Below are 14814 nucleotides of genomic sequence, written 5' to 3'. Positions count from 1 at the left end.
CATCAACCTCCGTTGTTGGCGGGTTTGTCCGAAGACGCCGTCGCCGTGTTCGCGGCTTTGCCGTCCGCACCGTAGGCGGTCCAGTAGTGCTCAAGACCTTTGGCTTTCAGCGCATTGTCCAGATAGCGAGTGTCGAACCAGCCTTCGACGCTCACAGGGCGGCGAATCATCTTCTCGTCCCTGGCCTGATCAGCGACGGCCTGATAGCTGTCGCGCAGGAACGCATCCACCAGCGGTGACGCGCTGTCGCGCAAATCCAGACCACCGAAGTCGGCTTGCAGCGAGGCCAGCGGTTCGTTGGTCTTCGCCCACTCGTTGAGCACGGCGTCGCGGTTGCTGGCTTCGGATTCCCATCGCGCGGCATCGACCAGCACGTTGACGACTTTCTGCACATTGTCGGCGTGCTGTTTTTCGTAATCCCCACGGACCACCAATGCGCACTGGCGGGTGTAGCGCACGTTGTTGTCAGGGTTATCGAAGATGATGTCGGCCAGCCCTTGATCGCGCAGTTTAAACAGCTCGCGCCCGCCGAATGCGGCATCGACGCCTTTGGACGCCAGCGCGGCCTGGCTGCTGCCGCTGTCCAGATTGATCACTTTCAGGTCGCGCTCGGTCATGCCGTGATCGGCCAGTAACTTGATCGACACCAGGTGGGCGTTGGTGCCACGGAACACCGCGACCTTCTTGCCCTTGAGGTCTTCGACGCTCTTGATCTCGGAGCCTTTGGGGACGGCCAGATACACATTCGAGCGCACGCCGATGGCCGCAAGCAATTTGGTGTCCAAGCCATTGGAACGGCCGACTACCGCGGGCAAGTCGCCTTCGTAGGCGAAGTCCAGTTGCTGATTGGAAAGTGCCTCGTTGACGGCCGGCCCGGCGCCCTTGAAGAAGAACCACTGCACTTCGGTGTCGGTGCCGGCGAAGGCTTTTTCAAGGAGCTGCTGGTTGCGCACGATGCCCAGGGACGAGCCGCTGAACGTGACCGGATCACCGCCACCAGCGCTGGCCACGCCAATGCGCAGAACGTCGGCTTCGGCCAAGGGCATCATCAGCAGCGCCGCCAGTGCGGTAGCTACGCGTGTCTTGCTGAATAGAGATGTTCGCTTGGGATTTGCCATGGCGTTTCTTCCTTGGAAAGTGGTTGACGCGCGATCAGGCAGCCAGGTGTTTCTTGTCGGCTTCGGTCTTGGGCGAGAGGGTTTCGGGTGTGGGTTTGATGGCCTGGCTGGCGTGTCCGTCGACGCCGACCGGAATGTCGCCTGCCACGGTGGTACGGCGCACCACGCGCTCGGCCTGGCCATAGTCGTTGACGGCGATGTGTTGAGTGGCGCGGTTGTCCCAGATCACCACGTCGCCTTCGTTCCAGCGCCAGCGCACGGTGTTGTCCAGGTGCGTGATGCGATCGTGGAACAAGCGGATCAGCTGTTTCGAGTCGTTGCTGCTGACGCCTTGAATCTGTTTGACGAAGTGGCCGAGCAACAGGCTGCGCTCGCCGGTTTCAGGGTGCACGCGCACCAGTGGGTGTTCGGTTTCGTAGACTTCGGCGGTGAACTGCTCGCGGTAGCGTTTCACGCCCGCTTCGCCGGTGTCGCGGGGTGCCGCGTAGTCGTAGACGTTGGTGTGCAGCGCGCGGAGGCCGTCGGCCAGGGTTTTCAGGCTGTCGGGGAGGTCAGCGTAGGCAGCCGCGGTGTTGGCCCACACGGTGTCGCCGCCGTAGGGCGGGATGACCACGCCACGCAGGATCGAGATTTTCGGGTAGTTGGCGACGAAGGTGACGTCGGTGTGCCACGAATTAGCCCGAGTTTCCCTGGCGTCGAGGTGCAGGATGGCGCTGCTTTTCTCGGCGGAGCGAACGGTGGGGTGAGGGACCTGATCACCGAAGCGGCGGGAGAAGCCTTCATGCTGTTCGTCGCTGAGAAACTGCTCACGGAAGAAAAGCACCTTGTGCGTGAGCAGCGCCTGATTAATGAATTCGAAATCCTGCGTGGAGACATCTGCGGAGAGTTTGACGCCGCTCACCTCGGCACCGATTTTTCCCGCAACGGGTTTGATCTGAATCGCCATGTCCTTGACCTCGATCTGGGCTATTGAGGCTCAGATCATAAGGATATAAATCGGCGCTTCGCTAATCACTATTTGGCATAAATATAGAAGGAGAGTTTATGCGTCAGATTAATCTCCATGACTCATCGTCATAAGCCTTTCGTTTTGCGGCATCACCCGATCACTTCACATCTGTGGCACATCCTCCTGCAAACCCTGGTCCTTCCAGGTGCCGAGTGATCGGCGCAGCCGGCTGGCCAGCGAACTGCTGCCGTGGACGTTGTGGTAGTGAAACACCGCTGTGGCGCGCAGGGCGTCTTCGGCTACGGGCATGTTGGTGTGCAGCGAGCGATAACCCCAGAACAGGTACAGGTGGCCGGGTTGCATGGCGATGCGTGTAAAGGCGTTGTCAGCCTTCGCGGCTTTGCTCCTGAGGCGGCGCTGCACCCAGCCGTTGTCCACGCGCACCTTGTCGAGCAGGTTGGCGAAGTAGGTGCGGCGGATTGGCCGACGGTTCGGCAGCATCAGCAGGTCGCCGCGTTCTCCGCTGGTGGGCATGCAGACCGGGAGGATGGTGGTCAGCACAAACGAGTCGTAGTGAAAGATCAGCGATTCGCGACGCCCGCCGCTGCCGGTCAGGCAGCGCAATGTCTGGGTCATGCCATTTTCGCTTGAGCGATCGCCGGTGACGCCCGCCACGATGCGTCGGCATAAATCGACGAAGTCCCGCGACGAGCCCCACTCATGGAGCGGCGTTCCCTGCACGGCCTGTCGGCCAGAGAGGGCCACGTAATCGTTGCCGCTATCGGCCACGGTCCGGGCAACCAGTGCTTGCAGTGATTCGAGCTGGGACGGACTGGCCCAGTCCGGCAAGACAGCGTATCCGTCACTGTCGATGGCCTTGATCAAGCTCTGAACCTGAGCTTCCGAAAAAGTCGTGTAAGGCATCTGGCGCAACCTCATGACGTAGACCGAGGAACAGCGAAACCCGTCGGACCTACTGCTTGAGATGTACCGGTTCAGCCGGGCGAGGCCAGAGCCTAGCAGCTAGCACAACTTTATCCACGCGCAAGTAAGGAATATTTCAAAATGTTATTTTTCAGCTAAAAAGCCGAGATTTTCCGTCCGTTTATGAAACAGATCGGCGAAGAACGCGCCGGATAGATGGGCGGCGAGACGTAACGAATTTGTGTCACTGAATATGTCGACGCCTGTTCCTTCCGTGAGACAGGCCAGGATGTCTGCCATGGGCGATAACTGAAAACGCCCTCGGAAAGAGGGCGTTTTTTAGCGCTTTCACTTCACGTGACTTACAGCACCACGCTCGGCAGCCACAGCGAGATCGCAGGGATGTACGTGACTGCCATCAGCACCAGGAACAGTGCGACATAGAATGGCAGCAGCGCTTTCACCGTGGCCTCGATCGTGACCTTGCCCACTGCGGCGCCGACGAAGAGCACGGCTCCCACAGGCGGCGTTATCAGCCCGATGCCCAGGTTGACCAGCATGATCATCCCGAAGTGCACCGGATCGACGCCGATGCCGACGATCACCGGCAGCAGGATCGGGGTGAGGATGAGGATCAGCGGCGCCATGTCCATCACCGTGCCCAGCAGCAGCAACATGACGTTGATGCACATCAGGATCACGTAGCGGTTGTCCGACAGCGTCAGAAACGCTGTGGTGATCTTCATGGGGATTTCCATCAGCGTCAGGATGTAGCCGAAGCTGGCGGCGAAACCGATCAGGATCATCACGATGGAAACCGTGCGCACGGCCCGATGCATCAGCTTGGGCAGGTCGCGCCATTTGTAATCGCGGTAGATGAACATGGTGACGAAGAACGCCCAGAGCACAGCGATCGCCGCGGACTCGGTGGCGGTGAACACCCCCGACAGGATGCCGCCGAGGATGATCACCATCGCCATCATGCCCCACAGGGCCTCACCGGCAATTTTCAACGCCTTGCGCAGCGGGATCACTTCGCCCTTCGGGTAGTTGCGCTTACGGGCGAAGATCATGCACAGCACCATCAACACGGCGCTGAGCAGCAGGCCCGGCATGATCCCGGCCATGAACAGCGACGCGATCGATACGGTGCCACCCGCTGCCAGCGAATACAGCACCGAGTTGTGGCTGGGTGGTGTGAGCAGCGCCTGCACCGAACCACTCACCGTTACCGCCGTGGAGAAGTCGCGGGGATAGCCATTGCGCTCCATTTCCGGAATCAGCACCGAACCGACCGACGCGGTGTCGGCAACCGACGAGCCAGAGATGGCGCCGAAGAACGTCGAGGCGACGATGTTAACCAGCGACAGGCCGCCGCGCACGAAGCCCACCAGCACACCCGCAAACGCCACGAGCCTGCGGGACATGCCGCCCTCGGCCATGATCGCGCCGGCCAGCACGAAGAACGGGATCGCCAGCAGCGAGAACTTGTTCACGCCACCCGCGACCTGAATCATCAGTGCGTCGAACGGGATCTCGATCCACCATGCGCCGATCAGCGCAGACAGGCCCAAAGCGAACGCCACCGGCATGCCGACCAGGATCAGTGCGATGAAGCTGCCCAACAGAATAAATGCGTCCATCATGCTGCCTCTTCGCTGGATTCGACCACGTCGTAACTCACCACTCGACGGTGACGCTGGTCACCCAGAAACAGCTTCTCCAGAACGAAGATCAGCGTCAGTACGCCACCGATGGGAATCGGCAGATAGGAGATGCCAACCCGCAGCCCCGGCATTTCACCCAGAAACTGATTCCAGGTGTTCAGGCACAGCTTCATGCCCTTGACCGCCATGAACACGCAGACCACGGCCATGAGGATTTGCACCAGCACGGCGGCAGCCTTGCGTGCGTTTTCCGGCAGGCGGTCAGTGGCCATATTCACGGCCATGTGCGCGCCGGCCCGGTAACTGGCAGCGGCGCCAAAGAAGGTGAACACCACCATCAACAGAATGGCAGTCGGTTCCGGCCAGCTGGAGCCGGTACCCAGGACGTAGCGGGCGAAGATGCCCCACGGGATGATCAGCGCCATGGTCAGCATCGACAGGCCCGCGATCCCGATGCAGAGGCGATACAGTGCGTCATTGAAGCGCAGAATCGTGTTTTTCATAGGCTCACCACAACGACGGTGGACGGCCAGGGCCGCCACCGCCGTGCTATCGGGCTGAAGGACTTATTGGACCGCTTCGATGCGCTTGATCAAGTCAGCGTAAGGCGCGCCATACTTGGCTCGCACGCCCGCTGTCGCGTCGTAGAAGGCTTTCTTCTGCTCAGGCGTCAGCGTGATGAACTCCACACCTGCCGCCTTAAGCTTCGTCTCGCTTTCGGCCGACTTCTTGTCCCACAGAACGCGCTCTTCAGCCTGGGCCTCGACTGCAAGTTTCTTCACCAGCGCCTGCTGTTCCGGGTTCAGTTTTTCCCAGGCGGCTTTGGACATCACCACAGGCTCCGGCAGGATCAGATGCTCGGTCAGGGTGTAGAACTTGGCGTTCTGATAGTGGTTGTGTTCAAGCAGGGTGGGCATGTTGTTCTCGGCGCCGTCGATGACACCGGTCTGCAGGGCGCTGAAAATTTCGCCCGTCGCCATGGCAATACCGTTGCCGCCCATCGCGTTGATGGTGTCGATGAACACCGGGTTGCCCTGCACGCGGATCTTCATGCCCTTGAGGTCGGCTACGTCGTGTACCGGCTTCTTGGTGTAGAGGTTGCGGGTGCCGCCGTCCATTCAGGCCAGGGCGACCAGTTTGGCTTCGGAGTTGGTGATTTTGTCGAGCATTTCCTGGCCGATTTCGCCATCGATAACCTTGCGCATGTGGGCGTGATCACGGAACACGAAGGGCAGGTTGAAGACGTTCACGTCCGGTACCACCGGCCCGACGATGCCGAGGCTGATGCGGGTCATCTGGACGGCGTTGGCCTGAACCTGTTCGACGACTTCCTTCTCGGAGCCGAGCACACCGCCGGCGAACATCTTGAAGCTGATCTCGCCTTTGCTTTGCTCCTCCAGTTTCTTGCCCATGTTTTGTTCAGCGACAACGGGTGGATAACCTGCGGGGTGTACTTCAGCGAATTTGATTTTGGTTTCCGCCAGCGCTGTGTTCGCGAGGCACAGCGCGAGAGGGAGTGCGGCGAGGAGCAACGTGCGTTTGAATTCCATGGATGTTCTCCGGTGTTGTTATTGTTTTTTCAGATAGAACGGGACAGCGGTACGGCGGCGCAGCGGTGGCCGAGGGTGTGGCTCAGCCGTTGAACGGGGGTTCTTCGAGGCCCTTGACCCCAGGGTTTAACGCGAACACGCCGCCGGCCAGCGGCTGGTCGCTGATGTCCCCGCCGGGGCGTATGGAGGTGACGTAAAGGGTGTCCAGGCCTGAGCCGCCGAAGGCACACATGGCCGGTTTTTTAACCGGCACCTTGAGCGATCGATCCAGCTTGCCTGCGGGGGTGAAACGGTGGATCACGCCCTCGTCATTGCCGCAGATCCAGTAACAGCCCTCCGCGTCGATCGCTGCGCCATCAGGGCGGCCGGCGTGGTGATTCATGTCCACGAACAGCCGACGGTTGTGCGGCGTGCCGGTGTCGATGTCGTAATCGAACGCCCAGATCTTCTGCACGGAGGGGTGGGAGTCGGAGAGGTACATGACGCGACCGTCGGGGCTGAACCCCAGGCCGTTGGGCACAATCATGTCTGTGAGCTGCGCGGTCAGTGGCTCGGGCTGGCCGGCGCTGTAGCGATACAACGAGCCCACTGCCAGCGTTTTGGCCATGTCCATGAACATGGTGCCGGCCCAGAAGCGGCCCTGGCGGTCGCAGCGACCATCGTTGAAACGCATATTGTCGGTCGCGTGCTCGACGCTGCTCAGCAGTTGCGTGGCGACAGTGCCATTGTCCTGGGGATGAAGGCGGAACAGGCCGCTTTCCATGCCGGCCAGCCAGCTGCCGTCATCGTAACGGGCGATGCAGGCGAGCATTTCCGGCGTTTCCCAGCTTGTGGTGAGACTGTCCTGCGGGCTCCAGCGGTGGAGGCGACGGGCCGGAATGTCGACCCAGTAGAGCGCCTGTTCCCGGGCGTTCCAGACCGGCGATTCACCGGTTGCGTTGCGTGCATCGAGAATCAGCTCAGCTTCCATGACGATCATTCCCTGATTTTTATGATGAGAGGCCGACCTTGCAGTCGGCCTGGCCGTCGTTGAGGCCTACTCGTCGCCGAACGGCCCGCTCGCCACGAATGCACCACCCTGATAAACCATGGCGGGGTCGTCGGAAGCCGGCATCGGTTGTGCTTCGACCTTGGCGCGAAACTGCTCGGAGCTGTCTTTCGGCTGATAGCCCAAGTGATTGGCCAGGCGGTTATCCCACCAGACCTTGCTGTTGTCCGACGCGCCGTAAACGATGGTGTGGCCGACGTTCGGGGTGAACAGGCCGCGCTCGATCAGTTGGGTCAGGTCGTCGTAGCTCAGCCAACTGGCGAGCATGCGGCGGTTCTGTGCTTCAGGGAATGAGGAGCCGATACGGATGCTGACGGTTTCGATGCCATACCGATCGAAATAGAAGCTGGCCATGTCTTCACCGTAGGATTTCGACAGGCCGTAATAGCTGTCCGGGCGACGCACGGCGCTGGCGTCGATGACTTCATCCTGACGGTAGAAACCGATGACGTGGTTGGAGCTGGCGAAGATCACTCGCTTCACGCCATGTCGACGCGCGGCTTCGTAGATGTGGAAAACGCCGCAGATGTTCGGGCCGAGGATTTCTTCAAAAGACCGCTCCACCGAGACGCCGCCAAAGTGGACGATGGCGTCGACGCCTTCGACCAACTCGTGAACCGCGTTTTTGTCGGCCAGGTCGCAGATCTGGATTTCTTCGTGGGGGCCGGCTGCCGGTGTCATTTCGGCGATATCGGAAAGACGCAGGACCTTGGCAAACGGACGCAGGCTTTCGCGCAGGACTTTACCGAGGCCGCCTGCGGCGCCCGTCAGCAAAATGCGGTTGAGCGGGGCCTGGGCGTTGAATTCAGTCATCGTGGGAAACCCTGATTCTGATGTTGTTTTTATGGTGTCATCGGTTGTCGTATGACGCTTGCGGGATTATCGACAGGGCCCACAAATTTTGTCAACGCGACGAAGGTGTAAGCCCCTTTGACGCCGGTTTGTACATGTCGTCCGAACAGCGCAGCTACCGGGAGAATGCCGTGCCTGCACTTTGCAGTGTGACGCCCGACGCTTTCCCGGCTGAAGCCGGTCCCACTGACTGCCCGGCACGACGCTTGAACGCTTACATCAGCGAGATCGGGTAGCTGACAAATACTCGGTTTTCGTCGAACTCGTTGGTGCTGTAATCACGCCGCATCGAGGAGTTGCGCCACCGGACGTTGAGGCTCTTGAACGTGCCGCTCTGCACCGTATACGCCAGCTCGGACTCACGTCCCCACTCCTTGCCGTCGGTCACGGTGCCGGTGTGCACGTTATCGCCGCTGATGTAGCGGTTCATCATTGTCAGGCCGGGGACGCCGAATATCGCAAAATCCAGGTCGTGGCGCAGTTGCCAGGAGCGTTCCTTGGCATTGTCGTAGCTGGAGTTGTAACTGTCGTTGGCCAGCGTGCCGCCGCTGGTGCCGTTGACACGCATCCATTGATCATCGCCATAGACCTTTTGCAGGCCGAGGTAGACGGTGTTGCCCTTGTAGTTAGCGGAAAGCATCGCGTAGGCGGTCTTGTTATCCAGCTCGCCGGCCAGCTTGTTGCCGTCCTCTTTGCCGAGGAAGTAGCCCAGGTTGGCGCCCAGGGTCCAGTCGCCGATGGGTTGCTTGTGGATAACGTTGAGGAACTCCTGCTGGTAGACGTCTTCCAGCTGCGCGTACCAGAGCCCGACCTGAGTGCGCTTCTCGTTGAAGGTGTATTCGCCGCCGCCAAAGTTGAAGCGGTCCGACTTGAACGCAGCGGATTTACCGTTCATGAACATGTCTTCCATGCTCGCATCGTTGCGCGGGCTGTTGCCGCGGAACTGGCCGCCGTACAGCGTCAGGCCGGCGATCTCCTTGGAGGTGATCTGCCCGCCGCGGAAGGTTTGCGGCAGAGAACGACCGTCATCGGAGCGCAGGATCGGCAGCACCGGCATCCACTCGCCGATCTTCAGTTCGGTGTTGGAAAGCCGCGCCTTCGCCGCCACACCCAGGCGGCCAAAATTGTCGGCGGGGCGCCCGTCGTCATGGATCGGCAACAACTGAGTGCCGCCCGTGCCCTTGCCGCCATCGAGCTTTTGCGAGTACAGGCCCAGCACATCGAGGCCGAAGCCGACCGTGCCCGGGGTGAAGCCCGATTTCACGTCGAGGATGAAGTTTTGCGTCCACTCTTCGGCGTAGTTCTGAGGGTTCGCCGCATTGGTGAAGTTGCGGTTGAAGTAGGCATTGCGCAGGTTGAGCGTGGCTTTGGTGTCATCGATAAAACCTTCAGCGAGGCTCATCAATGGCAGGCTGAACGCGACGCTGCCGGCGCCAAGCAACAGCCACGAACGGTTGGTCTGGATCTTCATTTCTTATTGTTCTCCCTTTCTGCTGACAAAACGGTCCCGCACCGGAGGTCGCCGCCGAGGCGCCGAAGGCGTGGACATGGGTGCTCAAGTCACCGGTTTTGAATGAGGCTCACTGGCTGATCGAAACGGCCGTCGTCGATCAGTCCCTCGCGGTGGCGGCGTGGGCAAACACAGGCGCACGCGCGGACACGGGCACAGCGGAGTCAACAGAATGAGAAGGGGAGGTGGGGCGGATTTCTTGGGGCGACAGGCGCCGGTTGACTGTCATCGTCATGGAAGCATTCCTTTTTATTTTTGTTATCAGTTATGCGTTGTCGTACAACGCGATCCTGAGTATCGGCAGAGATCTTTAGACTGTCAACGCGCGGGGCTAGGAAACTCGCCAACGGTCGTCATGCCGGCCTTACCAACGGTCGCTGGCGGATATTGCGGCCCCCTTGTTTCTCTGCTAATTTCGAAAATGTTAACGATGACATTTCCGCTTTAAAAATAAAAACAACGGGATTTTTCGCTATGACAACTCGCCTCAAGAAGGGCTTCTCCGCCGTTCTCTGTTCCCTCGCCGTGGCTGTCGCCTGCGGCAGCGCCCTCAACGTTCAAGCCGCAGACGCCGCCAAGACCGGTCCGCTGAAGATCGGTGCGTCGTTTCAAGAGATCAACAACCCGTATTTCGTGACCATGAAGGACGCCCTTCAGGACGCCACTGCCAGCATCGGTGCAACGCTGCTGGTCACTGACGCGCGCCATGACGTGTCCAAGCAGATCAGCGACATCGAAGACATGCTGCAGAAAGGCATCGATATCCTGATCATAAACCCGACCGATTCGGTGGGCGTTCAGTCCGCGGTCAAGCAGGCCCATGACAAAGGCGTGGTGGTCGTCGCAGTGGACGCACAGGCCAATGGCCCGCTGGACTCGTTCGTTGGCTCGAAGAACTTCGACGCCGGGGCGCAGGCCTGCGATTACCTGGCCAAGAACATCGGCGGCAAGGGCGACGTCGGGATTCTCGACGGCATCGCGGTAGTGCCGATTCTTGAGCGCGTGCGCGGCTGCAAGGAAGCCCTGGGCAAGTACAAAGACATCAAGATTGTCAGCATCCAGAACGGCAAGCAGGAGCGTGATCAGGCGCTGACCGTGACTGAAAACATGCTGCAGGCGCAGCCCACTCTCAAAGGCCTGTTCAGCGTCAACGACAACGGCTCGCTCGGCGCGCTGGCTGCCATCGAGTCCAGCGGCATGGACGTCAAGCTGACCAGCGTCGACGGCGCGCCCGAAGCCATCAAGGAAATCCAGAAGCCCAACAGCAAGTTCATCGCCACTTCCGCTCAATACCCACGCGACCAGGTGCGTCTGGCCCTCGGGCTGGCGCTCGCCAAGAAGTGGGGCTCACAAGTCCCGGCGACCATTCCGGTCGACATCCTGCTGGTGGATCAGGCGAAGGCGAAAACCTTCACCTGGTAACGGCCGTGGCGCCGCTCGCCTGAGGCTTTTTGCCCAGGCGGGCGCCACGGATTGATGCGAGTTGCGCAGCGATATTCTGCTGCGACGAGGTGCCCATGAGCTGCCTTCTGCAATTGGAAAACATCTGTAAAAGCTACCCCGGCGTGCAGGCGCTCAAGTCGATCAACCTGCAGGTCGAGCGCGGCGAGATTCACGCGCTGCTCGGTGAAAACGGTGCGGGCAAATCGACCCTGATGAAGATCCTCGCGGGCGTCGAGCATCAGGACAAAGGCAGCATTCTCATTGACGGCGCGGAGCAGCATTTCGCGACCTACAACGAGGCCATTGCCGCCGGCATCGGCATTGTCTTTCAGGAGTTCAGCCTGATCCCCTATCTCAATGCCGTGGAAAACATTTTCCTCGGCCACGAGATCGTCAACGGCTTCGGCTTGCTGCGCAAAGGCGAGATGCGCGAGAGGGCCATCGCGCTGTTCGACCGGCTCGGCGTGAAGATCAATCTGGATTGCTCGGTGCAGCATTTGAGCGTGGCCGAGCAGCAGTTTGTCGAGATCGCCAAGGCACTGGCCCTTGAAGCGCGTTTGCTGATTCTCGACGAACCCACCGCCACCCTGACGCCGTCCGAGGCCGAGCTGCTGTTCGACATCATGCGCGAGCTGAAAAGCCAGGGCGTAGCGGTGATCTTCATCTCCCACCATCTGGAAGAGATCTTTCAGGTCTGCGACCGCATCAGCGTGCTGCGCGATGGCGCTAACGTCGGCGCACTGACCGTCGCCAACAGTGACATCGACACGCTGGTGGAGATGATGGTGGGGCGGCGTCTGGAAGCGAGCTTTCCGCCCAAGCAGTCCCGGGCCCAGGGCGAAGTGGTGCTGCAAGTGCGTGACATCCAGCTGACCCGCAACGGCCCGCACAACAGTTTCAATCTGCACAAGGGCGAGATTCTCGGCTTTGCCGGGCTGGTAGGGTCCGGGCGCACGGAACTGGCGCTGGGGGTGATCGGTGCGTTGCCGGTGGTCAGCAAGGACGTACTGTTGCGGGGGCAGCCTGCGCACCTCAATGATCCGGCGCAGGCGCTGGCCAGTGGCATCGGTTTGTTGCCGGAAAGCCGCAAGAGCGAAGGGCTGATTGTGGATTTCAGCATCCGCGAGAACATCTCCCTGAACAATCTGGGCAAGTACGAAGGCGCGGCTCACCTGCTTGATCGGCACAAGGAAGACACCACTACCGCTCAACTGATGAAGCAGCTGTCGATCAAGGCGCCGAGCTGTGAAAGCCGGGTCATTAATCTCAGCGGCGGCAATCAGCAGAAGGTGGTGATCGCGCGCTGGATCAATCACCACTGCGACATCCTGATCTTCGACGAGCCGACTCGAGGCATCGACGTCGGCGCGAAAGCGGAGATCTACACCCTGATGCGCACACTCACCGAACAAGGCTTCGCGATCATCATGATCTCTTCGGAACTGCCGGAAATCATCGGTATGTGCGACCGCGTGGCCGTTTTCAACAAGGGCGCCATCGTCAACATGCTGGAGGCTTCGGCCATCAATCCGCAGGAAGTGATGCGCCACGCCACCGGGAGTCTGAACAGTGAACACCTCCATTAAACCCATGAACGCGCAACCCAACCGGATGCAGCTCAACTTCGCCCGATTGATCCGCTCGCCCGCCTTCTATCCCTTCATTGGCCTGGTGGTGGTGACGGTCTTCATGATCTTCGCCAGCGACAAGTTTCTCACTGGGGCGAACCTGGAAAACATCGCCCGCCAGGTGTCGATCAACGCCATCATTGCGGTCGGCATGACTTGCGTGATCCTCACCGGCGGCATCGATTTGTCGGTCGGTCCGGTGATGGCCTTGTCCGGCACGCTGACCACCGGACTGATGGTCGCAGGCGTGCCGGCGCCGATCGCCATCCTCATCGGTTTGCTGATTGGCGTGGGCTTCGGAGTGGGCAACGGCATCTTCGTCGCGTACCTGAAAATGCCGCCGATCATCGTCACGCTGGCGACCATGGGCATCGCGCGCGGGCTGGGCCTGATGTACACCGACGGCTACCCGATTGCAGGGATGCCGGACTGGTTCGCCTGGTTCGGACGCGGCACGCTGTTCGGCATCCAGGTGCCGATTCTGATCATGCTTGCCACCTACTTCTTCGCCTGGGTGCTGCTGCAGCACACCCGCGTCGGTCGCTACGTTTATGCCATCGGCGGCAATGAAGAAGCCGTGCGTCTGTCCGGCGTTCGCGCCTCGCGGTTCAAGCTGCTGGTGTACTCGATCAGCGGGCTGACCGCGGCGATTGCCGGGCTGGTGTTGTCGTCGCGGCTGATGAGCGGGCAACCGAACGCGGGCGTCGGCTTCGAGCTGGACGCCATTGCGGCCGTGGTGCTGGGCGGCGCCTCGATTGCCGGCGGGCGCGGCGTGATCATCGGCACGCTGGTGGGCGCGATGCTGCTGGGCGTGCTGAACAACGGCCTGAATATGCTCGGCGTCTCGCCTTATGTGCAGAGCGTGATCAAGGGCGGAATCATTTTGCTGGCGATCTTCATCAGTCGGCAGCGGCATAAATAAACCGAAAAGCAGTGCGTGTAGAAGCGAGCTTCTACACGCCATCCAACGATCAAAACAGGTGAACCGACATGGAACAAAACACAACAAATACCATGCAGGCCGTCGTCTGCCATGCGCCGAAAGACTACCGTCTGGAGCAGATCAGCAAGCCCGTTGCGCGGGCCAATGAACTGGTGATTCGCATCGGTGCCTGCGGGATCTGCGCCAGTGACTGCAAATGCCACTCAGGCGCGGCGATGTTCTGGGGCGGCGAGAGCCCGTGGGTCAAGGCGCCCGTGGTGCCGGGCCACGAATTTTTCGGCTATGTGGATTCGGTGGGCGAGGGCGCTGAAGAGCACTTCGGCGTGAAGGTGGGTGACAAGGTCATCGCCGAGCAGATCGTCCCGTGCGAGAAGTGCAAGTTCTGCAAATCCGGCAAGTACTGGATGTGCGAAGTGCACAACATCTTTGGCTTCCAGAAGGACGTCGCCGAGGGCGGCATGGCGCAGTACATGCGCATCCCGAAGACCGCTATCGTGCATCACATTCCCGAGTCGGTTTCGCTGGAAGATTCGGCGTTGATCGAGCCGATGGCCTGCTCGATTCACACGGTGAACCGCGGTGATGTTCAGCTCGACGACGTGCTGGTGATCGCCGGCGCCGGCACGCTGGGTCTGTGCATGGTGCAGGTCGCCGCGCTGAAAACGCCGAAGAAGCTGGTGGTCATCGACATGGTCGACGAGCGCTTGGAGCTGGCGAAAAAATTCGGCGCCGACGTGGTGATCAACCCGAGCCGCGACAATGCCAAAGAGATCATCAACGGCCTCACCGACGGCTATGGCTGCGACGTTTACATCGAGACCACGGGCGTGCCGATCGGCGTCACCCAAGGCCTTGATCTGATCCGCAAGCTGGGCCGCTTTGTGGAGTTCAGCGTGTTCGGCGCCGAGACCAGCGCTGACTGGTCCATCATCGGCGACCGTAAAGAACTCGACGTGCGCGGCGCTCACTTGGGCCCGTATTGCTACCCGATTGCCATCGACCTGTTCGAGCGCGGGCTGGTGACGTCGGAAGGCATCGTCACCCACGACTTCGGTCTGGACGACTACGCCGAAGCGTTCGCCCTGGCAGACTCGACCAAGTCGATCAAAGTGCTGCTCAAACCGGTGAACTGATAACCCCCATTCTGTAGGAGCGTGGCTTGTCCCGCGATCTGCCGGGCAC

12 protein-coding genes and 1 pseudogene are annotated in these 14814 nt (G+C 60.5%); 4 read left to right on the top strand and 9 right to left on the bottom strand.

The features are described 5' to 3' along the window. Positions 1 to 2: 2 nt before the first annotated feature. The 9 genes and pseudogenes from IFT99_RS13990 to IFT99_RS13950 form a co-directional block, all read right to left on the bottom strand. Entirely contained in the window at positions 3 to 1118 is a 1116-nt protein-coding gene (locus IFT99_RS13990) for an ABC transporter substrate-binding protein (protein WP_192132940.1), read from the bottom strand. A 34-nt stretch (positions 1119 to 1152) separates the two neighbouring features. Further along, complete coding sequence (locus IFT99_RS13985) at positions 1153 to 2064, bottom strand: TauD/TfdA dioxygenase family protein (protein ID WP_192132938.1); 912 nt, start codon at positions 2062 to 2064, stop codon at positions 1153 to 1155. A 165-nt stretch (positions 2065 to 2229) separates the two neighbouring features. Continuing rightward, the gene (locus tag IFT99_RS13980) at positions 2230 to 2991 is read right to left on the bottom strand and encodes a hypothetical protein (protein WP_192132935.1); all 762 of its coding nucleotides are present in this window, start codon (positions 2989 to 2991) and stop codon (positions 2230 to 2232) included. Positions 2992 to 3353: 362 nt separating this feature from the next. Continuing rightward, complete coding sequence (locus IFT99_RS13975) at positions 3354 to 4634, bottom strand: TRAP transporter large permease (protein WP_074888520.1); 1281 nt, start codon at positions 4632 to 4634, stop codon at positions 3354 to 3356. Next, positions 4634 to 5161: a TRAP transporter small permease gene (locus tag IFT99_RS13970; RefSeq protein ID WP_065987588.1), complete on the bottom strand. Its 528-nt coding sequence runs from the start codon at positions 5159 to 5161 to the stop codon at positions 4634 to 4636. The genes IFT99_RS13975 and IFT99_RS13970 overlap by 1 nt, the downstream gene beginning before the upstream one ends. 63 nt (positions 5162 to 5224) lie before the next feature. Then, positions 5225 to 6208 (bottom strand): annotated as a pseudogene (locus tag IFT99_RS13965) (TRAP transporter substrate-binding protein). An 82-nt stretch (positions 6209 to 6290) separates the two neighbouring features. After that, positions 6291 to 7178 carry an SMP-30/gluconolactonase/LRE family protein gene (locus tag IFT99_RS13960; RefSeq protein ID WP_192132933.1) on the bottom strand — a complete coding sequence of 296 codons (888 nt, stop codon included), beginning with the start codon at positions 7176 to 7178 and terminating at the stop codon, positions 6291 to 6293. 66 nt (positions 7179 to 7244) lie between these two features. Next, positions 7245 to 8069, bottom strand: coding sequence for an NAD-dependent epimerase/dehydratase family protein (locus IFT99_RS13955; protein ID WP_192132931.1), 825 nt, complete (start codon positions 8067 to 8069; stop codon positions 7245 to 7247). A 253-nt stretch (positions 8070 to 8322) separates the two neighbouring features. Beyond that, positions 8323 to 9579, bottom strand: a complete 1257-nt coding sequence (locus tag IFT99_RS13950) for an OprD family porin (protein WP_065987584.1) — start codon at positions 9577 to 9579, stop codon at positions 8323 to 8325. 513 nt (positions 9580 to 10092) lie between these two features. Between IFT99_RS13950 and IFT99_RS13945 the strand changes: the two genes are divergently transcribed. The 4 genes from IFT99_RS13945 to IFT99_RS13930 all read left to right on the top strand — a co-directional run bounded on the left by IFT99_RS13945 (position 10093) and on the right by IFT99_RS13930 (position 14765). After that, positions 10093 to 11040: a substrate-binding domain-containing protein gene (locus IFT99_RS13945; protein WP_192132930.1), complete on the top strand. Its 948-nt coding sequence runs from the start codon at positions 10093 to 10095 to the stop codon at positions 11038 to 11040. Between the two features lie 95 nt (positions 11041 to 11135). After that, entirely contained in the window at positions 11136 to 12647 is a 1512-nt protein-coding gene (locus IFT99_RS13940; protein ID WP_192132928.1) for a sugar ABC transporter ATP-binding protein, read from the top strand. Between the two features lie 4 nt (positions 12648 to 12651). Further along, the gene (locus IFT99_RS13935) at positions 12652 to 13611 is read left to right on the top strand and encodes an ABC transporter permease subunit (protein WP_192133276.1); all 960 of its coding nucleotides are present in this window, start codon (positions 12652 to 12654) and stop codon (positions 13609 to 13611) included. 68 nt (positions 13612 to 13679) lie between these two features. Then, a complete protein-coding gene (locus IFT99_RS13930) occupies positions 13680 to 14765 on the top strand; it encodes an alcohol dehydrogenase catalytic domain-containing protein (protein WP_065987580.1) in 1086 nt (361 codons plus the stop codon). Positions 14766 to 14814 lie beyond the last annotated feature (49 nt).

Origin of the sequence: Pseudomonas sp. CFBP 8772 (genome assembly GCF_014841665.1) — a bacterium.
GTDB classification, from domain to species: Bacteria; Pseudomonadota; Gammaproteobacteria; order Pseudomonadales; family Pseudomonadaceae; genus Aquipseudomonas; species Aquipseudomonas graminis_B.
The sequence above is the reverse complement of the archived record's forward strand: the minus strand, read 5'-3'. Positions and strand labels throughout refer to the sequence as shown.

Excerpts from the sequence above, each read along its gene's own strand:
- IFT99_RS13990 (WP_192132940.1), bottom strand. The coding sequence starts at position 1,118 with ATGGCAAATCCCAAGCGAACATCTCTATTCAGCAAGACACGCGTAGCT.
- IFT99_RS13985 (WP_192132938.1), bottom strand. The coding sequence starts at position 2,064 with ATGGCGATTCAGATCAAACCCGTTGCGGGAAAAATCGGTGCCGAGGTG.
- IFT99_RS13980 (WP_192132935.1), bottom strand. The coding sequence starts at position 2,991 with ATGCCTTACACGACTTTTTCGGAAGCTCAGGTTCAGAGCTTGATCAAG.
- IFT99_RS13975 (WP_074888520.1), bottom strand. The coding sequence starts at position 4,634 with ATGGACGCATTTATTCTGTTGGGCAGCTTCATCGCACTGATCCTGGTC.
- IFT99_RS13970 (WP_065987588.1), bottom strand. The coding sequence starts at position 5,161 with ATGAAAAACACGATTCTGCGCTTCAATGACGCACTGTATCGCCTCTGC.
- IFT99_RS13960 (WP_192132933.1), bottom strand. The coding sequence starts at position 7,178 with ATGGAAGCTGAGCTGATTCTCGATGCACGCAACGCAACCGGTGAATCG.
- IFT99_RS13955 (WP_192132931.1), bottom strand. The coding sequence starts at position 8,069 with ATGACTGAATTCAACGCCCAGGCCCCGCTCAACCGCATTTTGCTGACG.
- IFT99_RS13950 (WP_065987584.1), bottom strand. The coding sequence starts at position 9,579 with ATGAAGATCCAGACCAACCGTTCGTGGCTGTTGCTTGGCGCCGGCAGC.
- IFT99_RS13945 (WP_192132930.1), top strand. The coding sequence starts at position 10,093 with ATGACAACTCGCCTCAAGAAGGGCTTCTCCGCCGTTCTCTGTTCCCTC.
- IFT99_RS13940 (WP_192132928.1), top strand. The coding sequence starts at position 11,136 with ATGAGCTGCCTTCTGCAATTGGAAAACATCTGTAAAAGCTACCCCGGC.
- IFT99_RS13935 (WP_192133276.1), top strand. The coding sequence starts at position 12,652 with ATGAACGCGCAACCCAACCGGATGCAGCTCAACTTCGCCCGATTGATC.
- IFT99_RS13930 (WP_065987580.1), top strand. The coding sequence starts at position 13,680 with ATGGAACAAAACACAACAAATACCATGCAGGCCGTCGTCTGCCATGCG.